Origin of the sequence: Paenarthrobacter sp. PH39-S1 (assembly GCF_030063245.1) — a bacterium.
GTDB lineage: Bacteria > Actinomycetota > Actinomycetes > Actinomycetales > Micrococcaceae > Arthrobacter_M.
Map to the genome: position 1 here is coordinate 1 of NZ_JASISR010000009.1, position 25,502 is coordinate 25,502.

Sequence of the window (25,502 nt, forward strand, 5' to 3'; positions counted from 1 at the left end):
CGGGTCCACCGAGAAAGCTGATCGCGTTCTTCCTCGGTGAGGATCAGTTCAGCCTTCGGGCGTCCAGTGCGTGCCATACACCAATTTTAACACTTATTCAACGAATTTACGACGCAGGACACTAGCGACAATGCAGCTCACCCGGATACCTGGCATGGCACGACGCGGGTCGACTCGGCTTCTGATCGAAGCCGTCCGTGTCCGCAGCGACAACAGGTCAAGTGGCATCGGATCAGCCATGATGCGGTGGGTTACTGAAAGTGCAGCCCCCGCCATGGAGGCGTCGCTAGTACAGCTCACGTCTGACGAGGCGCGTCAGGACGCACACCGGTTTTATGAGCGATTGGGATTCGTTGGATCGCACCGTGGTTTCAAGTACCAGGTGCGATCAAGCCGACCATCGTCGGATGCCATGTCGCAGTAGCCGTTCCCCTACGGGAAAATCGCATTCTGGCGAACGTGAGGCGTTATTCACCGGTGTCCCTGTCAGTCTGCCAGGGTGCCGGCCCAAGTACGCGCCTGTGCGATCTGCTCAACGTCAAGCCCCTCGGTGTCGACTGCGCGGCGCTGAGCTTCCTGCCCGTCAATCCAGCGCAGGTGCGTCTCCCAAGCCGCCTGACGACTGACGCCCAGCGACCTGCCGATGTCAGCCCATGACGCTCCAGCGGTCCGCGCGGTCCGGACACTCAGCTGCTGGCCATACCTCACCTTGCGGGTGATGACCTCACTGAGCGCCAACAACTCCAACGCTTCAGCCGTCCGCAGTGAAGGCCCCGGACCCTCACCAATCGCTTCCTGGGTTCGCAGCTCATCAAACCGCTCAATCGCAGCATGCAACGATAACGACCACTCCAACTTCCCCAGATCATTCATGCCTTCAGCGTCCTCTGCTGCAAGCGACCTGTCAAGGTACCTTGACAGGTCAATTAGAAGGCGGACCACAGCCGGTGGCCGAGTTCGGCGGAGGCTATGTTCGAGCACTTTTCACAGTTGTCATGAAAACCTAATGCGCATGGCCGCGCACGTCATCAATTCAAGTGCATGGGTCGGGCAAGAGCGATCCTTACTGGGCTCCTTGAAAGCCCGGTAGCCCTTCCCCCTACGGGCGGGGAGCTGATGTGCTGACGACTTCTGACATTCTGTGCAGTCGTCTTCTGAAAACGACAATTTTTCGTCCGGAGAATCCTGATGGCACTTGCGCCGGCGGGGGACCGGGTTACGGGACGATTCAAAGGCTGCCTGTTGCGGGACGCTGTCATAGGCACCACCCAGTGAGCTGCCACTGATCCATCTGCCGTCTAAGGGACGTTCGACTTGCCATCTGTCGGCCGTGGTATCAGCTTCCAGAGAAACCACTGCACCGTATGCCGCCCCTCTGATTTTATGGGGACATGAAGCTTCTTATTCTCGGGGGTACTGCCTGGCTTGGTCACGAGGTCGCACGTCAGGCGGTCGATCGCGGCCACGACGTAACCTGCCTCGCGAGAGGGTACTCAGGTTCCATCCCAGAAGGTGCATCACTCATTCAGTCGGACCGGGACGAAGACCAAGGCCTCGAACCAGTGGCCACATTCCAGTGGGATGCGGTTTTGGACGTATCCCGCCAGCCAGGGCAGGTGAAACGGGCAGTTCGAGATCTTCGCACGGCGCGTTACTACCTCTTCGTTTCCTCCGGCAACGCATATGCAAGCCAAGGGCCGCTGGGACAGGACGAAGACGCGCCACTGCTTCCTCCGCTCGAATCAGATGTCATGGAAACCATGGAATCCTACGGTCAAGCAAAGGTCGCATGCGAGCAAGCCGTCACTGAGGGGTTCGGCTCAGAGAACTGCATGATCGCCCGCGTAGGACTCATCGGAGGACCCGGCGACATATTCGGACGCACCGGGTACTGGCCGTTACGGTTTGCCCATCCCTCCGTGGCAAACGGAACGGTGTTGATACCCAACGCTCCAGCGCTGCCGACACAGGTGATTGACGTTCGAGACCTGGCTGCCTGGCTTGTCCACTCGTGCGAAAAGCAACTCAGTGGTGTCTATAACGCGATGGGAGAAACGCAGACGTTCGAGGAACACCTTGCCGCCGCCAGGACAGCGGCCCGCCATGAAGGCCAAGTCGTGACCGCCGACGCAGAATGGCTCCACTCCCACGGAGTAGGGGAATGGGCAGGCCCGAAGTCTTTACCCTTGTGGCTGAGCAATCCGGACTGGCACGGAATGAACGCACGCTCCAACAAGAGGGCGAAGGACGCAGGCTTGGCATTACGTCCGCTCGAAGAAACACTGAACGCCACGTTAAAGTGGGAAGAAGAGTCTGGCATCGATAGGCCAAGGCGTGCCGGACTCACCAATGAGGAAGAAGCAGAACTGCTCACTGAGCTGGTCTCAACCATGCACTAATGTTTCCTGCTCTGCATTCTGCAGCTGCGACCAAAAGTAAGCGAATGGATCATATTTCACATTTAGTGACCGCTTCCACTCCCTTTACATGAGCACTGTCCGGTCAAGGTTCCCCTGCGGACGGTAATTGGCACGGCTCCCATCGACAAGTCGCGCGCCAGTAGACGACCCTCTTGCGAGACGCTTTGGCTACGTCTATACGGGATGCCCCTTTCGGGACGAAGCGCACAGACAACAGCGTTTCGCAGAACCCCGAGTAAGGCAGCCATGCTACTTTTCGACGGCATCAAATCTGCCAGCTGATAACGTGAATCTCAATTACATCCTTCAAATTCACCAGCACTGGTCCGATGCCATCAGAACCGATGATTCATAACAAGGAACGGATTTCAGCATGACAATTGAGAACAACCTGCCCGATTTCGTAAGGGCCGAAAACCAAGGGAGTAATCCGGAACTATATGAGATCGAAAACGATGCCCTCGACCGTGAGAACCTCGTCTGGGAGGCCTGAAACAAAAAGCGTCCTAGGACGGTAAATGTATCGTTGACCTTGGATGCGGCTCCGGGTTATGGCTCCAGCGCCACGCCGCGACTGCAGAATCCGTCATTGGCATCGAACCCGACGCTGAGCTCTTGCCGACTGCCAGAGCCAGGACACAACGTGCACAAGTGTTGGCTGGCTCAGCTGAACATATTCCACTCGCTGATTCCAGCGTGGATGTTGTTCACGCTCGATTTGCATACTTCTTTCCGACTCCAATGAATGCTTGTTCGCCGGGTCTCGCCGAGGTACTCCGGGTGCTTCGTCCGGGAGGTTCGCTTGTCGTCATCGATAACGATCACCAGCACGGCGAGTTTGCACGGCTTCTTGGCCAAAGTCCGTGGGCGGCAGCAGCACAGGGTGAAGACGACTTCATTCGTCGCTGGTGGGGCGAAAGAGGAGCAAGCCATCACGAAGTGATGAGCAGCTGGACCTTCGATACGGCCGAGGACCTGAGCGCGGTACTCAGAAATGGAATTTCCCCCTGAAGTATCGGAACCATGGTTGGCCGCAAACCCCGAACGCACAAAGTTAACGTACGGCTACGTCTTGCACCAGGTACGTCGGCCTGAATAACTCCAAAGAATCCGATCCCTGGCACTGCTGAGCAACTGATGGCCACCCTGCTCCATTACATTCCGTGCTACCGGTCTCCCGAGCGAGCCCCCTCGCTCTGACCGAATAGCGTTCCCCTGCGGACAACCCGATCGATCTCGCAGCCGCTGATGCCTCAGGCCATCCGCCCAGCCGGTTATCGACCCTCTTACAGACACTTCGGTACGTTTGTCCGGGACACCCCTTTCGAAACGTTTCGACGCGACAACAGGCGGCAACATCCTGTGTTTACCGTTCTCCGTGCGGGTGCGGAAATGCAGTGAAGTCGAGTATCTAAATTTATGCAGACGTCTTTTGAAAAGGACAACTTTCGACAAAGAAACCCGCCTCAGGATCGTGTTCTAAGCTGATCGAGTGAAAACTGAGAAACTAGTCATTAGACCAACAACCGAGGCTGATTGGCTCAAGATTCGGGACTTGCGCCTAAAAATGATCAATGACACACCCATCGCATGCGCCGAAACGGAAGCTGATGCTCTAGCCCATGACGAAACTGAGTGGCGCCGTCGTGGGGCACAAGGATCACGAGAAAGCTCCATCACCGTGGCGGCAATCGATGAATACGGGAACTGGGTTGGCACCATGGGCTCGTACATAGCTGAGCCAAGCGTTGGCCCGCTGCTTGTAGGAGTTTACGTGTCCCCTGAGTTCCGAGGAACGGACGTGGGCGTAACCGACACCTTGCTGTCCGCGGTTGAAGAATGGGCCAGTAATAACGGCGGACGCCTTACTCTCCACGTGCATGAAGACAACGTGAAAGCACAAAGAGCCTATTCAAAAAGAGGCTTCGAGTTCACCGGCCACTCAGTTGAATACTCTTTGGATCCCAGTAGCCGTGAAGTAGAGATGACGAAGGAATTGATCCCTGCAGCAGCGTGAGGCTGTCCAGATCCGATGTGTTGAGCCGGCTCTATGCAGTCTGCGAGGGTTCCGCTTACGCGACTGGCCAACCAAATCCGAGAGACCGCTGTGCAACCATCGCTAAGCGGCTGTCATACTGAAGCATCTGTAAGAAGCAATCGTTTATTCCAAACAGCCAATTCCGATACAAGGGTGGATAGGGGAATTCAAATTGTCGTTAGAGGTCAGCGTTCTAGACGACGGAGAAGTTATCGGCGCCTTCGAGCGTTATGTCGATGAACGTTCAACAAGCGGCGTGCTGTTTGCCGAGGCAGTAGTATCGATTTCTTTCGACGGTACAACAATCATGGTCGTCTTCGATCCGTCTTCCGCAGGGGCGTCTAGTGAAGCTTTTCTTGCCGTCAATCCTTTCGATACGCTAGCCGAGTTCGTAGGTATGCCGATTGCATTTGCTGACGAGGACGGACGACGATTGCGTTCCCGTGTTGAGAAAGTCCACGTAGCTCTCGCCGATGGTCAGAACCTCGGAACGATGACGGCGGCCGACCTTTACCGCAAGGGCACGGGTGGGGAATGGGCCCCGGGCCTATAGGGTTAGCGGAGTCCCGAATTTGCTTGACTCAACAATGAAGCGATGAAGCCGTCCCGCAGAGCATTCCACTTGCGGGCACGGAGCAGCCGCGCAAATGGTCATAGACATTCCCGCCAGACAACTTCGAAAAACAACGCCAGGGACGACAAATGCCGTCCCACTCCCGAGGAAGTGAGACGACCCCTGTCGACCTACCTTGGGAGGGTGGTCACCGGCCTACCAATGAGAGGGTGTTTCCAAGTCCGCGGGTATGCGTGTCGTGTGGTTGCCGCGGGCTGCATTGAGCTGAGGCTGAGTCAGGTAAATCGTCCTTGATAAATCAGTTCCTTCGAGCCGTGCATCCCGAAAATCTGCGCCGAGCAGATCTGCGCCCGACAAATCGCTGTTCCGCAGGTCCGCTGCGATAAGGTAAGCCCCTCTAAGATCTGCCCCACACAACCGGCGGGAGCGGAGATTCCGGCCTATCAGGTCCGCTCCTGGCTTCAACGTTGCATCCAAATGGTCATCGCCGGCTGCAAAGTAGGAGGCACGTACTTCCTCACTGACCTCCATCAAGATGGATCTCACTTGGGAATGAAAATCTTGTGCATCCGTTGAAAGAAGCTTCGTTAAGTCGCCGCCGAGTGTTTGTTCGATCAAGTTCCGGAGCAGTTCTGCACGGTCTGCGGCGTCAGGATCGAAGGTCCGATTCACGGCTTCGGCCAGGTACCAGAGCATCTCATGTAGCTGCCGTGCCGCTTTGAAGGCGGCAAACATATTGTCTTTGGTATCGGGTTCGGCGAGCCAACTCTTTCCGGCGAAGAACTGCTGAGAAACGTTTTGACCGGCTCCGAAGCAGTCAAAGACAGTACATCCACGAAAGCCCCTGGGCCGGAGGCTGTCGTGGATGGTGCAGGAGAAGTCTTGGGCCAGGTTTTGGCATGGCGTCCCTGCTGGTTTGTCGAGGGCAAAGTCCGCCGAGCGAGAGAACCCGAATGCCGTACAGCACAAGGCAAAACAACTGCCGCAGTCAGGGCGCAGGGATTTCCGGTCAGAGGCAGGGGAAATAGGGTCAGAAGTGTTCGCTGATGTCATGGTTCTGTGATCTTTCAGTGGTGAATTCAGTGCGGGGCCGGTGAGCAGGGGAACACCAAATGGAGTTCCCCTCGCGGGCGCACGTCATCACCACTCCGCTAAGGAGCGCATTGGAACCGCTGAAAGGACTCTGGGTCACAGAGAAAAATTAATTATCACTGCCACCACCCTACCTTGACGAGTATCGATTACTCGGCACTGATCCACCGCTCGGCATCCCCTTCCAAGCCTCACGAAGGGGGGCCATCAAGTCATCAACAGGAGTTCAATTGAAATCGTCCGCAAGGGGTTCCTCATGGTGGGGTATCGAAGACGGCGCCAACGACCTGAGCCGACAGACGCTTTCATGAACAAGCTCCTGGCTCTAGGCTCTGTTAATCAAGGGCAAGGGAAAGAAAGGGTTCGTTGATATGGCCGGACACGGACGGGACCTAACTCCGGCCCCTCGCGGGTGGCTGGAGAAGGCTTTTGACGCGAACATCGGATTCATACTTCCGGCCTTCATTTTCCTTGCGGCATTTTCCCCGCTACGTGAAGCTTTAGGCTATTTGTCCGCCTTTGCCATCGTGGTCCTGTCGGGTATTGCATCGCTGCTGGTTCTTCGGCAGCTCGTTGCGCCGGTGAGAAAGCGCCGGTCGGCACTCGACGCTGAGAAAGGTTTTTTTGAGTGCGCCCTGCGGGAGAAGGAATCAACTTCTTACAAGGGAAAATGGGCCATGGGATACGTCAAAGCAGAACCGGGCCAGCTCGTATTCCAAGCTAAGACCGGCATGACCGGCCCACTGTTTGGCCCCGTTGACACCTACTCAGGGATACAGGAGATCGGGCATCCCATCAAAGCACCCTGGTCCGTACTCCCAAGAGGCCGCCTGATTACACTCGGCACCGACCAGGGAACCGTGGAGCTGGCCACCACCACATCAGGACTCGGCTTACTGACCAAAAAAATCCGCGCAGATGGAACGTGAAGTCCATGAAGTTTTTCAGGTGCTGCCTGCGAAGCACACGGAATCGGATATCGGCAGCGCGGGCATTCGCACCCAATAACCGGGATCGTGAGCGTTCCTGGATTAGGCTGCCGCGGTGCTTTTGAATCAGATCGTGAGCCCTCCCCCGTCCACATCCGTTCGTCTGTCCCGTACGCCGTTCCCCCTGCGGGCCCGGGATACGTTCAGAGCAATGTTGCCTCGTTTAGGTCTCCCGGTCCTCGTCGGGGTTCCGGAATGGCCGAAGTTGCGTTCCTGTGGCACCAGCTGTGAAAGAGTAACGGCCCAGCATATTGATGTGTTCCGAGACCAGCGGCGATAGCCGTTGTACGTCGTCGTCGGCAACGTTGTGGCCGCGGTCGCGGAGCCCGGTGAGCGCGGCGTCCAGGTAGCGGGTGTTCCACAGGATGACGGCGTTCAGGACCAGGCCAAGGGCTCCGAGCTGGTCTTCCTGGCCTTCCCGGTAGGACTGGCGTATCTGGCCCCTCCTGCCATAAAAGACGAGTCTGGCCAGGGCATGTCTGGATTCCTGCACAGTCAACTGGGTGTGAATTTGCCGGCGGTATCCCTCGTCAACATCGATGAAATCCAGCAGATGCTCCGTTTTGGCTATTCGGCCGTACTCCGCCAACGCTTTTCCGAGCAGCGTTGGTGTCCCGCCGCCCTGGGTGACCCGCAGGACTTCCGAGGCGCGCACGGTCCCGGCAGTCAAGGATCCGGCAAGGCGGAGCATGTCCGGCCAGTTCGCCGTAATGAGATCCAGGTTGATCCGGTTGCGGCCGGCCACCGCGTTCAGCTTCCCGTAGTCCTCCGTGGTGTCGATGCGCCAGAACCGTTGATCCGGCAACCCGGCCAGGCGGGGCGAGAACCGGTATCCGAGCAGGGTGAAGAGCCCGAAGACCTGGTCCGAGTAGGAGGCCGTGTCCGTGGCGACCATCTCGGGGCGTTCTCCGCCGTCAAGATCGAGCAGCCCATCCAGGATGTGCAGGGAATCTCGGACCGTTCCCGGGACGACGACGGCACCCAGGCCGGACACCTGGTCGTTGAGATAGTTGAGCCAGGTCAGGCCACGACCTTGGCCAAAGTAGCGGGGATTTGCCCCGGCATTGACGGTGGCCACCGGTACCACGAACCGCATTCCATCGACGGACGCCAGCAATCCGGTACCCCAGCGCTGCGCGAGTCCGAGCGCGGACTGGGCCTGGATCAGGCGGGCGTTGGCCGCGCGAAGCGTATCGGCGCGCACATAGTTTTGATCGACGTGTGTCAGGCGTCCACGCGTCAGTGCGGGGTGGCCGTCTTTGACCACCGGTGTTAGTCCGACGTTGCATGCCTCGGCCACCAAAATGGCGGCTACGGAGACATCCAGCTGGCCCATCCGCGCGGAGGCCTCCGAAACGTGGCTGAATTCCGAGAGGAACCCCGTCCAAGAATGCACTTCCAACAGCACATCGGGCAGATCCACACTCGGCAGCGTTGCCGACACCAATCCCCGCAACTGTGTCAAGGACTCCGGTATCGTCTTGGCCTCCAAAGGTGAGAGGTGGACCTTGCCGGCATCATCAATGCGTACCGCGGGATTGTCTTCCAGTTGCTCGGCCGCCGCACGATAACGGACGTCAAGGCGGTGACGAACACCGGCAAGATGGTTCGCTGGATCTTCTGGCAGCTGGAGCGCTCTCAAGGTCTCGTTTTTGGTTGCCTGCCACGCCGGGTCGGTGAGCAACCGCGCCCTGGGGTCTCCCCAGCGACGTCCGCCCACAACGAAGATGTCCCTGCGTCGCAGCGCTTTATGGACGGCGTCCATCACCGCCACCGTGTAAGCCTTGCGGTCGATTTCTTCCGAAACCGTGACAAGGCACTGCCAAGCAGGCGAGAGTACGGACAGATCAACCTCGCTCGGCGTCCTTCTGCGGCCGTCCAAAACCTCCGGCAGTGCTGTCAGTGCTGCCAATGTTGGGGTCCCGCCTGCGGTGGCCCCGAAGGGTGCCGCCGATGCCAGTGCCGGCAGGAACGACCGTACGGTGGCGAACCGGCGCATCATTTCGGCCACCGTGTCGCCCTCGGTGCCTTCGGGATTCACCAATTCGTTCACCACGTCCACCGCGGCACGTAACTGGGGCAAGGAAACCTGCTCGGCCAGCACCGAGGTGGCCTCGGTGCTGGAATATTCCGTACTACCCAGGACCTCGACCAGCGTTTTCGCGGCCTTTGCCAGCTGCAAGGAGGCTTTGGACAAGCGCGGCAGGGACTTCAACCGGGCCGCAGCGGATTCCCTGGCTGCCTTGCGAAGAACGCGTTCAGTGACGATGGTTTCCAGGGCGTCACACAAATCATCGGCAACCTCGGACGTCAATGCCCGCACGGCACAGAGCAGTGTCGCAACCCGGCGCTGACCCGATAATCCAAGAAGTGCTGAGGCTTTACCCGCCAACCCGTAGCGGGCCAGGGCGTTCATCCGGCCCGAGGGTATCGTCTCCACATCGATAGCCTCGGCACCCAAGGCCCGTAGGCGGGCCAGTCGGTCAAGTTGCCGCAACAATTCCGGCACCGATACCCTCGAGGGCCCGGTCCGCAGCCGCTCCCACGCAGTCAGCCTTGAACCGTCCTCAACGCGAAGCAAACATTCCAATTCCAGGATCAAAGTGGGGCCGGCCGCAGCAACCAACCAGGAATAGAGTCGATCATTTGCTCCGGCACAGACCTCAGACACCAGGCGTGTCAATGTGGAGACGCCGGGAAAAAGGGCTTTGCGCTCACGCAGCCAGACCGCGGCCCGTTCAAACAAACGCACCGGTCCCTCCGGTGACGTCCACGCCCGGGCCGACAAGAACAGTTTGAGTTCCTCGTACTTGACCTGATCAGAGAATTCGCTGTACCCATACACGGTGGAAATCTCCGCAGCGTGCTCGTAACCGGTCTGTCCCCGTTGGCGTAAAACTTGAGCACGGGAGCATCAGCAATACCCAGCTGCCCGGCCAGGGATTCCACCACCGCCCACGGGACAGCCCGCGGATCCGTCAGAAACCGGCCCCACCACCCGCACCGTGACCAAATGGACAGCGAATCCCAGGCGGTTGTGCATTCCCCGGCGGCGGCCAACTACCGACAGATCGGCATCGTCCAACCAACAGAAACGTTCCAAGTCCTCCGCCGACAACTCAGCAGGGAATCTACCGAACGCTGCAGCCTGCTCATCACTTAGAAAATCGACCGCCATGCCACCCATTCAACAGGCACCAGACTCCTTAGCGTGAATTTCCGTACCGATCCTCCCCAGACCCCGGGTTGACGGGCGGAGACAGAGTTCACGGCCGGAGACAGGGTTGACGGGCGGAGACAGGGATGACGGCCGGGATACGCGTCGCGGCTGGGGATAGGCGTCACGGTGGGGCCCCGCGGCGCGGCGGTGCATTCCTGCAGATGCGGTCTGCGCTAATGGCGGTTGTCCGAACCCGGGGGCGCTGTGATACTCAACTAAGCCGCTCCGCAACGTGCCGCAGATCACAGTCGGGTACCGGTGCAGGGCGATCACCACGTTCAAAAAACGCCGTGTCAGTGCACACGCAAGGAGATGCTGATGAGCATGCAAACGCCGCCGCAACAATCCGTCAAACAATCAGGGCTGAAGAAGGTCGTCGCCGCTTCCATGGCCGGGACGGTGGTGGAGTGGTACGAGTTCTTCCTTTATGCCACCGCTGCCAGCCTGGTCTTCGGCAAGATGTTCTTCCCCAACGCCGGTTCCGACCTCGACGGTGTGATGGCGGCCTTCCTGACCTATACGGTGGGCTTCGTGGCCCGCCCGCTTGGCGGCATTGTCTTCGGTCACTTTGGCGACAAGTTCGGCCGCAAGAAACTGCTTCAGCTCAGCATCATCCTGGTCGGCGCGTCGACGTTTCTGATGGGCTGCCTGCCCGGCTTTGCGCAGGCCGGCTACTGGGCGCCTGGCATGCTGGTGGGGCTCCGCTTTATCCAGGGCTTCGCCGTCGGCGGTGAATGGGGCGGCGCCGTCCTGCTGGTCGCCGAGCACAGCCCCAACAAGTCACGCGGTTTCTGGTCCTCCTGGCCGCAGTCCGCCGTCCCGATGGGCAACCTGCTCGCCACCGGGGTCCTGCTCTTCCTCTCCTCCACGCTGAGCGAGCAAGCTTTCCTTGGCTGGGGCTGGCGCATCGGCTTCTGGCTCTCGGCCGTCATCGTCGTCGTCGGTTACTACATCCGCACCAAGGTCAGCGACGCCCCCATCTTCCTGAAGGCGCACGAAGAAATCCAGGCCAACCCGAAGGCCGGATACGGCGTCGCCGAGGTCTTCCGGCGCTACCCCCGCGGCGTATTCACCGCCATGGGGCTGCGCTTCGCCGAGAACATCCTGTACTACCTGGTGGTCACGTTCTCCATCACGTATCTGAAGTTCATTGTGTACGCGGACACCGCCCGCATCCTGCTGCTCCTGCTGGTGGCCCACGCCATTCACTTCTGCGTGGTTTCCTTGGTCGGCAAGCTCTCCGACGCGATCGGCCGCAAGCCTACCTACATGGCCGGTGCCGTGACCGGAGCAACCTGGGGTTTCTTCGGCTTTCCCATGATGGATACGGGCAACGACCTCGTCATCCTGGTCTCCGTGACGATCGGGCTGCTGTTCCACGCGCTGATGTACGCCGGCCAGCCGTCCATTATGGCGGAGATGTTCCCCACACGGATGCGCTACTCCGGCGTCTCGCTGGGCTACCAGGTGACGTCGATCGTGGCCGGATCGATGGCCCCGATCATTGCCACCGCCCTGCTGGAGCACTACAAGTCCTCCGTCCCGGTGGCGCCTTACCTGATGGCTGCCTGCATCGTCACCGCCGTCGCCGTCCTGTGCCTGAAGGAGACCAAGGGGATTTCCCTGCAGGACGTGGACGACGCCGACGCGGCCGGTACGCTGGCCATGAACGGGATCGCATCGGTACAAAGTGAAAGCAAGGTTGGTTAGGGAATGCCTATTAATGCAGCAGAGAACGGCGCGCCAGCGAATCACGCGCCGGGAAACAAGTCGATGGAGACCAAGTCGACGGGAAACAATGCGACGGGAAAAAACGCGACGGGGAATGACGTGTCAGAGACCAGGCCGACGGCGAACGGCTCCGGGCCCTTGCCGGGCCGGATTGACGGACGACGGGCACTGATCACCGGTGGCGCGGGCGGCCTGGGGGCAGCCTGCGCCCGGGCCCTGGCCGCCCAAGGCGCACACGTCATTGTGGCGGACCGGGACGGCACGGCTGCGGCCGCCCTCGCAACCGAAGTCGGCGGGGAAGCCTGGGAAGTGGATCTGCTGGACACCGGCGCGCTGGAGTCGTTGACGCTGGATGTGGATATTCTGCTCAACAATGCCGGGATTCAGGCCATTAGTCCCATCCAGGAGTTTGATCCGGCTGCATTCCGCCGCATCATCACGCTCATGCTGGAGGTGCCGTTCCTGCTGATCCGCGCCGCACTGCCCCACATGTATGCGCAAAACCACGGCCGCATCATCAATATCTCCTCCATCCACGGGTTACGCGCCTCGGCCTTCAAATCCGCCTACGTGAGCGCCAAGCACGGGTTGGAAGGTCTCTCCAAGGTCACCGCTCTGGAGGGCGGCCCAAACGGGGTCACCAGCAACTGCGTGAATCCGGGCTACGTGCGGACCCCACTCGTTGAGGGGCAGATCGCCGATCAGGCCCGCACCCACGGGATCGCCCCGGAGCAGGTGCTCAGCGATGTGATGCTGGCCCGGAACGCGATCAAGCGGTTGGTGGAACCTGCCGAGGTGGCGTCCCTGGTTACCTGGCTGGCATCCGATCAGGCCGCCATGGTTACCGGTGCGTCCTACACGATGGATGGCGGCTGGACAGCGTAAAGGGCCCATGTGCCCCGCTTTTCGCGGCTCAGCAGCCCGGCGTCGAGCAGGATCCTGGGGTGGTGGGATACGGTCGGTTGGCCCAGGTCCAGTGGGCTGGTGAGATCGCAGACGCAGGCCTCGCCGTCGTCGGCCGCCTTTAGGATGGAAGGCAGCCGCAGCCGTTCAGGGTCGGCGTCGCCAGGGGCTGAAATTAAGCACGCGGGAGCGGGAGAATAAACCATGGACATCGAATTACGCACCATTGAGGATTGCCCCCACGGCCCACAGGCCAGGGAGCTGTACAGGCGTGCTTTGGAGCTGGAAGGCCTGGCTGCCGAAAGTCTCACCGTTCGGGAAATCACGACCAATGAACAGGCGGCGGAACTGCTGTTTCATGGTTCGCCGACGTTCAGCTTGAACGGGGCCGATCTCTTACCCTCTGATGCTGAACCCGCACTGACCTGCCGGGTATATGGGACACCCGGGGGACTTGCCGGCCTGCCGGCTCTGTCTACCTTGCGCGAGGCCATTAGGGAATTCAGTGATGGACAATCGTCTTGAGGATATCGTTGCCGGCTACGAACGGGCCTGCGGCGAGCTGACTGAATACCTGCTCGCGGCTGACCGCGCCGATCTCCGCCGCGGGAGCAGCGGGACCCGGTGGACCAATGAGGAGCTGCTCTTCCACATGGTTTTCGGATACATGGTGGTCCGGACCCTGTTGACCATGGTCCGGCTGATGGGCCGGCTTCCCCGATGGTGGGGACGTGGTTTCGCTGCGGTCCTGAATGCAGGGACAACTCCTTTTGATGCGGCAAACTATTGGGGATCCCGTGCCGCCGCTCTGGTCTACAACCGGTATCGGATGGGCCGCAAACTGGAGAAGACAACGCAGGCTCTGGCCCGGCGGCTGCGGCGCGAAACTCCGGCTTCACTGGCCTTGTCCATGGCGTTCCCCGCCCGCTGGGACCCGTTCTTCGCACCGGAGATGACGCTGGCCGATCTGTACGCCTACCCCACGCTCCACTTCAGCTTCCATGCCGCGCAGCTCACCCTTGACCAGCACGGCGCCTGCGCGCCAGGGGGACCCCCTGCCTGAGCCCGGTGGTCAGGCAGCCAATGCGTCCCGCCGGAGCCTGGTCTCCTGCAAAATGGCTCCGATCACGGCCTGCACCGCGGCGGAGCGGAGGGACTCCGGGCGCGCTGCCGCCCAAAAGCTCAGCCGGCGTTCAAAGGCCGCCGGCAGAACAGGAACGAAGTCCGGCTGGCCGCAGACCATGAAGGACGGCAGTATTCCGATGCCGCCATGGCCCCTGACGGCTTCAATCTGGGCAAAGATGCTCGTGGCCTGAAATGCTGCCGCCGGTTCGGAGAGGGCAGAGGATCGGTGCCCCAGCTCGGCGATCTGGAGCGCGGATTCCACGTAGGAAACAAAGGTGTGCCGTTGGAGATCCATTGCGCTCGCCGGTGTCCCCTTGGTCTTCAGATATTCAGGGCTGGCATAGAGCCGGAGGAAATAATCCGTCAGGAAGACCGTCTCGGCCCTGCTGGCATCAATGTGGCCGGCCACTATTTCCAGATCGACGCCGGAACGGTTCTGGCTGACCTTCCGCGTGGCGCTGAGGAGCTCCACCTTGAGCTGCGGATGGCTGCGTTGCAGCCGTACCAGCGCCGGGGCGGCGATGGCGGCGCCGAACCCGTCCGAGGTGTTCACGCGGACCAGTCCGGCGAGGGAACCGGAACCGGTATCCAGGCTGGCTGCGAGATCGCCGAGGCTGTGCTCGATTCCTTCGGCGGCACGGACGGCCTGCCGGCCCAGCTCGGTGAGCTCCCAACCATGCGGATTGCGTTCCAGCGTCCGCCCGCCCAGGCGTTTGTCGAGGGCGAGAATGCGGCGGGAGATGGTGGTATGGGAGGTTTCCAAAGCCTGCGCGACGGCGGTAAAGCGGCCCAACCGCGCCACCGTGAGCAGGATGAGCAGATCATCCGGGCTGGGGAATCTCTTAAAGTCCACCGCTGCGGTCTCCTTCATGTGCATTCCTGCACAGGGTCTCTGCCAATATTCGGCTTGAATGCACTCTAACAGGGTGTGATCCTAGTCATAACCGGATCAGTCCGGACACCGCAGAAGCAAGGGGCTTTCATCATGGCTGTAGTCGCATGGATTGGTTTAGGGCACATGGGCGGCCCCATGACCGCGAACATGATCAAGGCCGGGCACGAGGTGCGCGGTTTTGATCTCGACGCGGCGGCACTGGCCGCAGCGGTCGGCCACGGTGTCACTCCGGCGCGGAGCATTGCCGACGCGGTGGACGGCGCCGACGTCGCCTTCACCATGCTTCCGAAGGGTGACCACGTCCGCACGGTCTATCTGGGCGACGGCGGCATCCTGGCTTCCGCGGCAAAAGAGACACTGCTGGTCGATTCCTCAACCATTGACATCGACTCGGCCCGGGCGGTTCACGACGCGGCCGCCGATGGCGGTTTTCGTTTTGTGGATGCGCCCGTCTCCGGCGGTATGAGCGGGGCCCAGGCGGGGACATTGACGTTCATGATCGGCGGCGAATCGGTTGCCGTTGCCGACGCGTCGAAGTACATTGAACCGATGGCGGCGAATATCATTCCCACGGGCGCTGCGACGACGGGTCAGGCCGCGAAAATCTGCAACAACCTGATGCTGTTCATCAATCTGGCCTCCACCGCCGAGGGCGCGGTGCTCGCCGACCGGCTGGGTCTGGACAAGCAGGTTTTCTGGAACATTGCCTCCGTCTCTTCCGGGGACAGCTGGGCGCTGCGCACCTGGTATCCGCTGGCCGGGGTGGTTCCCACGGCGGCGTCCAACAAGGACTTTGCCCCGACGTTCACAGCGGAGCTGGCCAACAAGGACATCAGCCTGGCCATTTCCGCCGCCCGCAACACCGGCACCCCGCTGGAGATTGGTGAGCGTGTACAGCAGCTCTTCCAGCGGCTGATTGATGCGGATCAGGGCCGCAAGGACTGCTCGATGATCGTCTCCCTGGTGGACGGCTCTCTGACCTCGGGGAAAGTAACAAAATGACGCAGACCACGAACAACCCTCCCGCCGCGCCGCACACGGGCATGAACGCGGACTCGCCGGTGACGGACTGGCCGATGTGGATCGACGGCCGGCAGGTGGAGGCTCAGCAGGTCGGCAGCCAGGCCCCGCAGTGGCGGCCGGTGTATAACCCGGCCCGCCGGGAAGCGGTCATTGCCCGGGTCCCGGCGGCCGGACCGGCGGACGTGGACAAAGCGGTGGCCGCTGCCCTCCGCGTCTTCCCGGAGTGGCGGGCCCTGCATTTCAGCGGCAGGCAACGCGCCCTGGCCCGGATTGCAGATGAGCTGGAGGAGCGTTCCGAGGAGTTCGCCAGGCTGACCGCACTGGACACCGGCAACGCGCTGCGGACGCAGGCCCGCCCGGAGGTCTTGTCCATGGTGTCGCTGTTCCGGTATTTTGCCGGCGTGGCAGGGGAAGTCAAAGGCGCGACGCTGCCCGCGGGTGACGATCAGCTGCAGTACACCAGGCTGGAGCCGCTGGGCGTGGTGGCCTGCATTCTGCCGTGGAACTCGCCGCTGATGATCGCCTCGTTCAAAATCCCGGCCGCCCTGGCCGCGGGCAATACCGTCATAATGAAAGCCGCCGACGACGCACCGCTGACCATCCTGCTGCTGGCCGAGGTCTGCAACCGGCACCTCCCGCCGGGGGTGGTCAACGCGCTGACCGGGCGCGGCTCGGTCATCGGCGCGGCGCTGGCGGATCACCCGGACGTGGCCAAGGTTTCCTTCACCGGATCGACGGAGGTGGGACGCGGGGTCGCCCGGCAGGCCGGCGAGCGGCTGGCGCATATGTCCCTGGAGCTGGGCGGCAAGAACCCTTCCATTGTGTTCCCGGACGCGGTCGACGACGAGCTGATCGACGGACTGCTGCTGGCCTCGCGTTTTACCCGGCAGGGGCAGAGCTGCACCGCCGGTTCCCGGCTGTTCCTGCACGAGGACATCCATGACGAGGTCATGGACAAACTGGTGGCAAGGCTGGGCGCCCTGAAGGTGGGTGATCCGTTGGACGAGGCCACGGATATGGGCGCGGTGATCAACAACAAGCAGTTTACCCAGATCAGCAGTTACCTGTCCGAGGGCCGTTCCACGCCCGGCATGACCACCGCGCTGGGCGGCGAAGCCCCATCGGAAGGGCCGCTCCTGGCGGGTTACTACCATCTGCCCACCATCTTCAGCGGGGCGAAAAACGAGTTCCGGCTGGCGCAGGAAGAGATCTTTGGCCCGGTGCTGGTGGCGATCCCGTGGCATGACACCGATGACGTGGTGCGGATGGCCAACGACACGCACTTCGGCCTGGCGGCCTACGTCTGGAGCCATAACCTGGACAATGCGCTGAACACCGCGCACCGGTTGGAGGCCGGGTGGGTGCAGGTGAATCAGGGCGGCGGGCAGGTGGCCGGCCAGTCCTACGGTGGCTACAAGCAGAGCGGGCTGGGCCGGGAAGTGTCCTTGGAGGGGATGCTGGCCGGGTTTACCCAGACCAAGCAGATCAACGTCAAGCTGCGCAGCCACGGTGGACTCCATGTCTGAGCCGGCAGCCGGTTCACGAACCCGCGGCCCGCTGGAGGGCATCAAGGTCCTGGACCTGAGCCGTGCCCTGGCCGGGCCGTACGCCACCGCGCTCCTAACAGACCTGGGTGCCGAGGTGACCAAGGTGGAGAGCATCAAGGGCGGCGATTCGACCCGGTCCTGGCCCCCCTTCGAAAATGACCAGAGTCTTTACTTTGACTCCACGAACCGGGGCAAGTCCTCCATCGCGGTCGATTTCTACAGCCCCGAAGGCAGGGCCCTGCTGCGCTGGCTGGCGCTCGCGGCCGACGTCGTCGTCGAAAATTTCCGTCCGGGAGTCCTGCGCACCATGGGACTGGACCCGGCGGAACTGCGCGCGGCCAAGCCTGAGCTGATCATCGCGTCGGTGAGCGGCTTCGGCGCGACGGGTCCGCTGAGCCAGGCCGCCGGACTGGACCAGGTGGCGCAGGGGATGTCGGGGCTGATGTCCGTTACCGGTGCCGATGCGGAGCATATGTTCCGCATCGGAGTCCCGATTATCGACATGGTGGCCGGCATGTTCACCGCGTTCGGCATTGCGGCGGCACTGGCCGGCCATGCGAGCCACGGGGCGGGGATGGTGGTGTCGACGTCGTTGCTTGAGTCGGCGCTCTCGATCTCCAGTTTTCAGGGTCAGCGTTACCTGAGCACCGGTGAGATCCCCACGCCGCAAGGCAACAACCATCCGGTGCTGTCCCCCTACGGGGTGTTCAAGACGGCGGACATTCCCGTCATCGTCGCCGTCGGGACGCAAAAGCAGTGGCAGCTGTTGTGTCAGCTGCTCGGCGATCCCGCGCTGGCCGATGAACCGGAATACCGGACGGGCAAGCTGCGCACCCTCAACAGGGGTCCGCTCAACCTGCGGCTGGAAGAGCTGCTCGCGGCCGGAAACGGCGCGGACTGGGTCCGTAAATTCCGTCAGGCCAAGATCCCAGCGGGGCCGATCTACAATTTTCAGCAGGTCTTCGACGACGAGCAGGTGCAGTCCCTGGACATGGTCAAACACATGCGCCGACGTGACGGCAGTGCCCTGCCACTGCTGCGCGGGCCGCTGTCCATTAACGGGCAGGCAACCGCAATCCGCAAGCCCCCGCCGGCCTTGGGGGAGGACACCCGGAAGGTCCTGGAAGAGCTGCAGCTCAGTGCGGACCAAATCGCGGGCCTGCTGGCGGCCGGCATTGTGATGGCCGCGGACGTTCGTGCTGAGAGCACCGTTTCATGAGCGAAACCGGGTCGGTCCGGGCGAAGAGAACGGTCCAGGCGAAGGGGACCCTCCGGGTCCAGCAGCGTGGCCCCGTGGCGACGGTGCTGCTGGAGAACCCTGGCATGCGAAATGCCGTCACCGAGGAGATGTGGGGTCAGTTTGAACCCGTGCTGGCACGCCTGGACGGGGAGCCATCTGTCAAGGCGGTGGTGGTGCGCGGCGGGGGCTCGGACTTTTCCGCCGGCGCGGACATCGGCGCGCTGCAGCAGATCCTGTTGGACCCCAGCACCGGTCACAGCGACGGCGGCCGGATCAGTGCAGCCGAACGTGCCCTGTCCAAATTCCGCAAGCCCACGATCGCAGCCATCGACGGATACTGCATGGGCGGAGCCTGGCAGATCGCCGGTGCCTGCGACATCAGAATCGCCTCCGATGCTGCGGTCTTCGGCATCACGCCGGCGAAGATCGGCATTGTCTATCCGCTGTCCGGGATTGAGCGGCTGGTCCGGCTGGTGGGGCCGGCCCCGGCGAAGTTCCTGCTCTTCAGCGGCGACTTCGTGGATGCCCATACTGCCTTGGCTCTGGGCCTGGTGGCGCGCGTAGTCCCGCAGCCGGAGTTTTGGGCTGACATTGATTCCTTCGCCCGCCGGCTGGCATCGCGCTCCCAGCTGTCCATTCACGCGATGAAGGACCTGGTGGACGCCATCGCCGGCGGCGCGGAGGACCTGGCGGCGCGCAACGAGTTCTGGCAGCAGGAGATGGCCGCGAGCAGCGATCCCGCGGAGGGAGTGCGCGCATTTCTGGCCAAGGAAATCCCGGAGTTCAGCTGGCTCTCGCCTGCTTCCCGGCAGCCGGGGTCCTGACGGCTACGCGGCAGTCAGGCCCGTGCGCGCCATCGCATCCGCGTAGGCCGCCTTCATCTCCTCGAGCCATTCCTGCTGCCGGGTGGCTGAGCCGCCGAAGGACCTGCCGCCAAGGGAACGCACCTTGTATGTCTTGACTCCCCGGCGCCAGATCAATGGGTTCTCGGTCTTCAGGAGCAGACCGGCCAGCCGGTTTGCCTCGGTCCCGTGGGCCACGATGGCGGAGGCCCTGGGGACCAGTGCCAGGAGCCTCAGGAGTGGTTTGAGGCCGGCCGAAATCTCTCCGGGCGCGAGCTTGCCGTTGGCTTCCCCGTGGGTGAACCAGGGGTGCACATTCCACGGCATGATGTATTCGGGCCGTAGGCCGATCTGCCATTGCACTCCCATCAGGCGCGCCACGGCATCATCATCCCCAGGCGTGACAAAGCCGGAGTCGTGTGCGGAACCGATATTGGAGTACAGACTGATGATGCGGCATTCGTCCACGTTGTGGACCGGGTCGATGTAAGAAACCTCACTGCCCGGCCGGAGGTCGACGAGGGAATCGCAGAGTTCGTTAACTGCCGCGACGTTCGGTTCGTAGCGGCGGTTCCAGAGTTCTTCGCGGTAGGTTTCAGTGACCTGGGCTGTCATCGGGTGAGGCTTCTCCTATGCGGGCGGACACGCCCCTGCGCCGGCCGCAGGCATGCCGGGACCGGCGGTGGGGGTGCTGATTCGTTGGGCGGATCGGGTGCGGAACGCGTTCGGCCCGGAAGCCTGCGATTGGCAACTCCCGGTCCGGGCTGGTTGCCTGCTCGATCGGTATCCAGTCTATCAAGCCCGGGGCAAAACGAAACTGGCCGGAAGGGAATCTGCCTCACCTATCTGCCTCACCTAAAGGGCATTAAAATACATGACGGACTTTGGTGGGTTTTTCATCGCTGCCGGCTCGTTCAAATGACGATGAGCACGTTCCGGTGGCACCTCGGGACTGACCCCCGTCAACGCCACATTGGGCCTGGTGCCGAGGCCTACCCCTTGGCGGCCGCGACAGCTTCGGCGAGGGAGGCGAGACCCTTGTCGAAGTCGCCCCCCACCATTTTGTCCATGCTCATAAACAAAGCAAAGACGCGGCCAACGCCCTTGTTCTCGCCCGTCATGGTCCAGGTGACGCGGGTTCCGCCGGCCTCGGGCGTGAAGGTGAATTTGGTGGGGTTGACGGCCTTCATGGGCATTGTGAATTCCAGCCGGATGCCGATGCTGGAAGGCGCGGTGACATCCACAATTTCCATGGTGCCCGAACCTGCCTTGCGATTCCCGGTCCACGCATATTTTGCTCCCACGCCGGCTTTGGCGCCGGAGTAGGTGCGCTTCATGGACGGATCAATTTTCTCCCACGGCGACCAATTGGTCCACTGGTGGAAGTCGTAAACAAAGGGATAGATCTCTGCCGCGGCGGCCGGGATAACGATATTGCGCGTGACGCTGAAGGATGACATGCCGTCATCATATGCGGTGGGTCAAACATTCCCTACGGGTCGTCCAGAAATGAAGGGGGGCCTTCGGAACTGCGGCGGCGGATCGAACACGGCTGCCGCGCACGACCGCGGCATCGTCAAAGGACTCCAAAGTTTGGGGCTCGCTGGCGTCCTCGGACATCGCCCCCGACTGCCGAACGCGAGCCCCAACCTGACAACGTACTGCTAGACCGTGGCGGTGGCTACGTCGTAGTCAAGGCGCGGCAGACGGGGCAACCAGGCGTTCTCGCCCGGCTTGCCGATGTTGACCACCATGATGGTTTTCCGGCTGGTGCCGGCGTGGAAGTCAGCATCGATGGCGGCGGTGTCGAAGCCTGCCATCGGGCCGGCAGCCAACCCAGCGGCCCGGACGGCCATGATGAAGTAGGCCGCCTGCATGTGGCCGTTGTTACCGGCCATTGCGGACCTGAGTGCGTCCTTGCCCTCGAACATGGCCTTGCGCTCGGGAGCGTGCGGGAAGAAGGTGGGGAAGTGCTCGTGCCAGTCCCCGTCGACGCTCAGGATGGCGACCATCGGCGCCGTCGCGGTCTTCGCGGCATTGCCGTCCGCCATGTAGGAGACCAGACGATCGCGGGCCTCGGCGGACCGTACCCAGGTGACGCGCAGCGGTTGGATGTTCATCGCCGTCGGGCCCATCTTGGTGAGCTCATAGATGGCACGCATCTGCTCCTCGGTCACCGGCTCATCGGTGAAGGTGTTGGCCGTACGCGCCTCAAGGAAGAGGGCGTCGGTGGCTTCGCTGTCCAGGATCAGTTCATCCTGAAGATTGACGACGACGGCGTTATCGATGCTCATGGCGCTGCTTTCTGTGGGGGAGACAAATTTGTGGGGGACAAATCTGTGGATAAGACGTACGGTGTTCCCCTTTGCAAGCGTTCGGACCGTGCCTGCTGCTTCCCGGATCCAAGGAGGTATTCATCACAGTTGCGGCTGAATGGCTATCCCTGCGCGCTGGTGATGATGCTCGGCTCGACTCGGCGCGGGACTGGGTCGAGTCGGCAGGAGCCTCCAACGGCTGTTCGGCGCGGGAAAACTGCCGCAAGTCAGCCTGGTCCTAGGGCCCTGCTATGGCGAGGTGAGCTCCGCCAAATCTCCGCGCAGCGGCCAACCCTGGCCGTCCAGAATGACCTGTGAACAGCGGCGCGTGCTGTTGTTCACCACGATGGGCGCCATCAGGTTCACGGTGGTGGTCCGCTCACCGAAGTTTGCCACCACCAGAACCTGTGCCTGCTCGGGTGTGTCCAGCGCCAGCACCGTGCACTGCTCGTCGGAGAGCAACGGGGCGTAATCGGGCAGATAGACGGACGCGTCAAGGACGTACAACCGCCGGTCCGCACCGGCTACCGACTGCAGCCGGTAGAGGCCGTCGGCGCCGGCCACCGGATCCAGAGTGAAGTCCACCAGTGGTTCCAGCCCGGGCGGAGGGGCGGCGAACGTCAGGGTGACGCTCACCGGAGGAAGTCCAGCAGGGACATCGGGAGCACCTTCGCCGTCACGGCGAGCGCGGCCTGGTAATTGGTCGCCTGCAGCTGCAGATCCAGGATGGCCTTGCCAAGGTCCAGGTCCTCGATGCCGGATCTGGTGGCCTCCAGCGTGCCCTTGAGGGCGGTGTTGGTCTCCTGTGCGCGCAGCAGCTGTGCCTGCCGGGCGCCGACCTCGGCGTGCCGGCTGCTGATCGCCGTCATCCGCGCTTCGAGATCCTTCAGATTTGCGCTCACGTCAGCTCCGGAGGTGAGGTCGGCGGTGATTTTGTCCAGCAGTGCGAAGACTGACGTGTCACCTGTACCAAAAACGGCCGCCCCATCAGCGTCCACCCGGATACTGGTTTCATTGCCAACGCGGCGTTCGACGGCGCCGCCCGCCGGTACGGTGTAGGGTGCGGTCGAGGAGAACGGCGAGGAGTCGTTGGAGTTTCCGGCGAAGATGTTCCGGCCCATAAACTTGGTGTTGGCCTGGCTGAGCAGGTCTCTTTTCAGACCGGTGATCTCGACCGCGAGGGCCTCCTTGGCCCCGCTGCTCACACCGCCATTAGCGCCCTGCACGGTCAGGTCCCGGACCCGGTTCAGAATGAACGACGCGCTGGACATGGTGGTGTCAACCGTCGCCAGCCAGCCGTTTCCATTTTCGATGTTGCGGCCGTATTGATCCGTCGCAGACTGCTGGGCGCGTACCTGAAGCGCGGCGGCAGCGGCGGCGGGATCATCCGAGGGCCGCACGATCGCTTTGAGCGTCGAGGCACGGTCCTGGAGTTTGGCCAGCTGGGATGAACTCGACTGCAGGTTCCGCTGCGCGGAGGCCATCATGGTCTGGTTGGTGACACGGCTAATCATGCGCTATCTCCCCACGAGTCCGGTTCTGTTGATCAGTACGTCCAGCATCTCATCCACGGCCGTCATGACGCGCGCCGCTGCCTGGTAGGCATGCTGGTAGGAGAGCAGATTCATGTTTTCCTCATTCAGGCTGACCGAGGCCGTGGAGGCCTGCAGCTGCGTGGCGCTCACCGCCGAGGCGGCGGCCAGCTGTCCCTGCTGCTGCGCCGAGCGTGACGCCGCGCCCAGCTTGGTGATGAAGCCGCTCCACGCGGTGTCCGGAGAGTCCGGTCCCACGCCCAGCTGCGAAATGGCGTCCGCGTTGCCGCCATTGAGGGCTCCGCCAGTGGCGCTCCCCGTGGCCAGGCCGGAAACGTCGGTGACCGCAACGGTCAGTCCCTGGGCCGACGGTTTGCCGGGCGAAAAATCAAAGAAGTCCCCTCCGGCCGTCCCCGCGGTAGTGACGCCCGCCCGGTGTGCCGTGTTGACGGCGTCGGCCAGCTTCTGCGCAAACGTGTTGTAGGAAGCGGCCGCCTCGGCAATCGAACCACCGGTGCCGGCCGCGTCGCCCGCACCGCCGCCGGCCGGAGCCAGCACGGACAAGGCGCCGGCGATTTCGCCGCCGTCGAGCGGTCCGGCGGCTCCCGTCCGGTCCGTCCATTCCAGCTGGACGGCGTAGGTTCGGGCGGGGCCAGTGCCGGCGCCCGCGGAGTCCATCACATAGGCGCCGGTCACCTGCACGGTGCGGGCCGATCCGCCGGAAACCATCGCGTTGCCGCCCACCAGAACGTCCACCATGCCGTCACCGGTGTCCCGGACTGCGCCACCGGCCAGCGAAGCAATGGTGGCGGTGAGCTGGCTGCGCTGGTCCACCATCTCGTTGGCGGAACCGCCGGCGGCGATCGTCGAGCGGATGCGCAGATTCAGGTCCGCGACCTGGGCGGCGGCGTTATTCAGGTCCGTGGCCATGCCATCCACCTGCGAACGGCCCTGGGACCACTGGGCTTCCAAATTCCCGTATCCGACGGCCAGCTGTCCGGCCAGGTCGTTCGCGGCGGCCAGGAGAACAGCGGCGGGGGCCGCCTCACCGGCCTGGTTGGCCATCGCGCCCCAGCCGGCCCAGAAAGCCTGCAGCTTGGCGGAAATCCCCTTCGCGCCGGGTTCGTGTGTCGAGTCCTCGATCGTGGTGAGGGCGTTGCTGCGCACCGCGGTATACCCGGCGGCCGCGGTGGTGGAGCGGACCCTGGCATCCAGGAACGTATCACCCAGGCGGGCCACGCCGTCCACGGAAACCCCCTGCCCGGCACGGGCGCCGGCGGAAAAAAGCCCAACATTGGCGCCTTCACCGATCGCGGATGTGGTCACGCGCTGCCGGGTGTAACCGGCGGTGTTCGCATTGGCAATGTTCTGGCCCGTGACGCTCAGCCCCTGCTGGGCAGCGGTCAGGCCGGAGAATGCGGCGTTCAGTGCACCGAATGTGCTCATGAAGAGGTCCTCACAGGTCTTTATCGAAGAGTCTGGCGCCGGCGTCCAGCCCGGTGCCACCGCGGGAATTGTAGGTGCCGGCGTCCGGTACCAGCCCGGCCACGGTTTCCTGCGTCGAGCGGGCGGCCGCACGCAGGAACTGGTCATTGGCGTCCCGGAGTTCGCGGATCCGCGTTGTCAGTTCCGCCAGGGCCTTCAAATGGCCCGCGAAGATCTCGGACCAGGGACCGGCCGGCGCCTTCGCGGCGATGTCGCGCAGGCTGGCGTTCTCCTCCGTGCCCCACTCCCTGGCGAGCGCGGAAACTTCGACGGTGCGGCCGAGCCCGGCCGTCCGCAGCCGCTCCACCACCTGCTCAACCTCACGTGTGGCATGCTGCAGCCAGCGGGTTTTTCCGGAGGTGAGGATCAGTTGTTCCTCCTCCAGCTTGAACGTCAAAAGCTCCAGTAGTTCCCGTTCTTTCCACAGCAACGAGGACAATTCCTGGGCGCCCAACCTCACCAGCTCCTCTTTAAAATTCCGACAGACGTCAGACCGCCGCCTAGTTGTTACCCAACTATCGGCAGGGAATG

General features: G+C 62.4%; 24 protein-coding genes and 2 pseudogenes. 14 read left to right on the forward strand and 12 right to left on the reverse strand.

What is annotated here, in order from left to right:
- Positions 1-121 precede the first annotated feature (121 nt).
- Positions 122-424, forward strand: a pseudogene (locus QMG52_RS07505) (GNAT family N-acetyltransferase); the annotation flags it as partial.
- Between the two features lie 62 nt (positions 425-486).
- Here the strand turns inward: QMG52_RS07505 and QMG52_RS07510 are convergent.
- Positions 487-873, reverse strand: a complete 387-nt coding sequence (locus QMG52_RS07510; protein WP_283559801.1) for a hypothetical protein — start codon at positions 871-873, stop codon at positions 487-489.
- A gap of 518 nt (positions 874-1,391) precedes the next feature.
- Here QMG52_RS07510 and QMG52_RS07515 point away from each other — a divergent pair.
- The 4 genes from QMG52_RS07515 to QMG52_RS07530 all read left to right on the forward strand — a co-directional run bounded on the left by QMG52_RS07515 (position 1,392) and on the right by QMG52_RS07530 (position 5,011).
- A complete protein-coding gene (locus QMG52_RS07515) occupies positions 1,392-2,399 on the forward strand; it encodes an NAD-dependent epimerase/dehydratase family protein (RefSeq protein ID WP_283559802.1) in 1,008 nt (335 codons plus the stop codon).
- A gap of 543 nt (positions 2,400-2,942) precedes the next feature.
- Positions 2,943-3,431 carry a class I SAM-dependent methyltransferase gene (locus QMG52_RS07520; RefSeq protein ID WP_283559917.1) on the forward strand — a complete coding sequence of 163 codons (489 nt, stop codon included), beginning with the start codon at positions 2,943-2,945 and terminating at the stop codon, positions 3,429-3,431.
- Between the two features lie 481 nt (positions 3,432-3,912).
- Complete coding sequence (locus tag QMG52_RS07525) at positions 3,913-4,437, forward strand: GNAT family N-acetyltransferase (RefSeq protein ID WP_283559803.1); 525 nt, start codon at positions 3,913-3,915, stop codon at positions 4,435-4,437.
- Positions 4,438-4,630: 193 nt separating this feature from the next.
- Positions 4,631-5,011, forward strand: coding sequence for a hypothetical protein (locus tag QMG52_RS07530; protein ID WP_283559804.1), 381 nt, complete (start codon positions 4,631-4,633; stop codon positions 5,009-5,011).
- Positions 5,012-5,227: 216 nt separating this feature from the next.
- On the opposite strand, the gene QMG52_RS07535 is transcribed toward QMG52_RS07530, so the two are convergent.
- Positions 5,228-6,085: a pentapeptide repeat-containing protein gene (locus QMG52_RS07535; protein WP_283559805.1), complete on the reverse strand. Its 858-nt coding sequence runs from the start codon at positions 6,083-6,085 to the stop codon at positions 5,228-5,230.
- A 410-nt stretch (positions 6,086-6,495) separates the two neighbouring features.
- Here QMG52_RS07535 and QMG52_RS07540 point away from each other — a divergent pair, with 410 nt between their 5' ends.
- Complete coding sequence (locus tag QMG52_RS07540; protein ID WP_283559806.1) at positions 6,496-7,053, forward strand: hypothetical protein; 558 nt, start codon at positions 6,496-6,498, stop codon at positions 7,051-7,053.
- Positions 7,054-7,276: 223 nt separating this feature from the next.
- Here QMG52_RS07540 and QMG52_RS07545 read toward each other — a convergent pair.
- Positions 7,277-10,300: pseudogene (locus QMG52_RS07545) on the reverse strand (Tn3 family transposase).
- Positions 10,301-10,651: 351 nt separating this feature from the next.
- Here QMG52_RS07545 and QMG52_RS07550 point away from each other — a divergent pair.
- Complete coding sequence (locus QMG52_RS07550; RefSeq protein WP_502920461.1) at positions 10,652-12,043, forward strand: MFS transporter; 1,392 nt, start codon at positions 10,652-10,654, stop codon at positions 12,041-12,043.
- A 3-nt stretch (positions 12,044-12,046) separates the two neighbouring features.
- On the forward strand, positions 12,047-12,949 hold the full coding sequence (locus tag QMG52_RS07555; protein ID WP_502920462.1) for a 3-hydroxybutyrate dehydrogenase: 903 nt from the start codon (positions 12,047-12,049) through the stop codon (positions 12,947-12,949).
- Here the strand turns inward: QMG52_RS07555 and QMG52_RS07560 are convergent.
- A complete protein-coding gene (locus tag QMG52_RS07560) occupies positions 12,919-13,179 on the reverse strand; it encodes a metalloregulator ArsR/SmtB family transcription factor (RefSeq protein ID WP_283559808.1) in 261 nt (86 codons plus the stop codon). The genes QMG52_RS07555 and QMG52_RS07560 overlap by 31 nt on opposite strands.
- Between QMG52_RS07560 and QMG52_RS07565 the strand changes: the two genes are divergently transcribed.
- The gene (locus QMG52_RS07565) at positions 13,172-13,492 is read left to right on the forward strand and encodes a hypothetical protein (RefSeq protein ID WP_283559809.1); all 321 of its coding nucleotides are present in this window, start codon (positions 13,172-13,174) and stop codon (positions 13,490-13,492) included. The two genes, QMG52_RS07560 and QMG52_RS07565, sit on opposite strands and share 8 nt — an antisense overlap.
- A complete protein-coding gene (locus tag QMG52_RS07570) occupies positions 13,476-14,030 on the forward strand; it encodes a DinB family protein (protein ID WP_283559810.1) in 555 nt (184 codons plus the stop codon). Before QMG52_RS07565 ends, QMG52_RS07570 begins: the two co-directional genes overlap by 17 nt.
- A 9-nt stretch (positions 14,031-14,039) precedes the next feature.
- Here QMG52_RS07570 and QMG52_RS07575 read toward each other — a convergent pair whose 3' ends face one another.
- The gene (locus QMG52_RS07575) at positions 14,040-14,963 is read right to left on the reverse strand and encodes a LysR family transcriptional regulator (RefSeq protein WP_283559811.1); all 924 of its coding nucleotides are present in this window, start codon (positions 14,961-14,963) and stop codon (positions 14,040-14,042) included.
- A gap of 114 nt (positions 14,964-15,077) precedes the next feature.
- On the opposite strand from QMG52_RS07575, the gene mmsB reads away from it, so the two are divergent.
- The 4 genes from mmsB to QMG52_RS07595 are packed head-to-tail and all read left to right on the forward strand — an operon-like array spanning position 15,078 to position 19,621.
- Positions 15,078-15,989 carry a 3-hydroxyisobutyrate dehydrogenase gene (gene mmsB / locus QMG52_RS07580; RefSeq protein WP_283559812.1) on the forward strand — a complete coding sequence of 304 codons (912 nt, stop codon included), beginning with the start codon at positions 15,078-15,080 and terminating at the stop codon, positions 15,987-15,989.
- On the forward strand, positions 15,986-17,536 hold the full coding sequence (locus QMG52_RS07585; protein ID WP_283559813.1) for an aldehyde dehydrogenase family protein: 1,551 nt from the start codon (positions 15,986-15,988) through the stop codon (positions 17,534-17,536). The genes mmsB and QMG52_RS07585 overlap by 4 nt, the downstream gene beginning before the upstream one ends.
- Positions 17,529-18,776, forward strand: coding sequence for a CaiB/BaiF CoA transferase family protein (locus QMG52_RS07590; protein WP_283559814.1), 1,248 nt, complete (start codon positions 17,529-17,531; stop codon positions 18,774-18,776). The genes QMG52_RS07585 and QMG52_RS07590 overlap by 8 nt, the downstream gene beginning before the upstream one ends.
- Entirely contained in the window at positions 18,773-19,621 is an 849-nt protein-coding gene (locus QMG52_RS07595; protein ID WP_283559815.1) for an enoyl-CoA hydratase/isomerase family protein, read from the forward strand. Before QMG52_RS07590 ends, QMG52_RS07595 begins: the two co-directional genes overlap by 4 nt.
- A gap of 3 nt (positions 19,622-19,624) precedes the next feature.
- Here QMG52_RS07595 and QMG52_RS07600 read toward each other — a convergent pair whose 3' ends face one another.
- The 7 genes from QMG52_RS07600 to QMG52_RS07630 form a co-directional block, all read right to left on the reverse strand.
- Positions 19,625-20,254 (reverse strand): uracil-DNA glycosylase family protein, encoded by a 630-nt coding sequence (locus tag QMG52_RS07600; protein ID WP_283559816.1) that lies wholly within the window; start codon positions 20,252-20,254, stop codon positions 19,625-19,627.
- 377 nt (positions 20,255-20,631) lie between these two features.
- Positions 20,632-21,099 (reverse strand): SRPBCC family protein, encoded by a 468-nt coding sequence (locus tag QMG52_RS07605; protein ID WP_283559817.1) that lies wholly within the window; start codon positions 21,097-21,099, stop codon positions 20,632-20,634.
- 204 nt (positions 21,100-21,303) lie between these two features.
- Complete coding sequence (locus QMG52_RS07610; RefSeq protein ID WP_283559818.1) at positions 21,304-21,933, reverse strand: malonic semialdehyde reductase; 630 nt, start codon at positions 21,931-21,933, stop codon at positions 21,304-21,306.
- A gap of 270 nt (positions 21,934-22,203) precedes the next feature.
- Complete coding sequence (gene fliW / locus QMG52_RS07615; protein ID WP_283559819.1) at positions 22,204-22,590, reverse strand: flagellar assembly protein FliW; 387 nt, start codon at positions 22,588-22,590, stop codon at positions 22,204-22,206.
- Positions 22,587-23,468: a flagellar hook-associated protein FlgL gene (flgL, locus tag QMG52_RS07620; protein WP_283559820.1), complete on the reverse strand. Its 882-nt coding sequence runs from the start codon at positions 23,466-23,468 to the stop codon at positions 22,587-22,589. The genes fliW and flgL overlap by 4 nt, the downstream gene beginning before the upstream one ends.
- Positions 23,469-23,471: 3 nt before the next feature.
- A complete protein-coding gene (gene flgK, locus QMG52_RS07625) occupies positions 23,472-24,932 on the reverse strand; it encodes a flagellar hook-associated protein FlgK (RefSeq protein ID WP_283559821.1) in 1,461 nt (486 codons plus the stop codon).
- A 10-nt stretch (positions 24,933-24,942) separates the two neighbouring features.
- Complete coding sequence (locus QMG52_RS07630) at positions 24,943-25,431, reverse strand: flagellar protein FlgN (RefSeq protein WP_502920463.1); 489 nt, start codon at positions 25,429-25,431, stop codon at positions 24,943-24,945.
- Positions 25,432-25,502 lie beyond the last annotated feature (71 nt).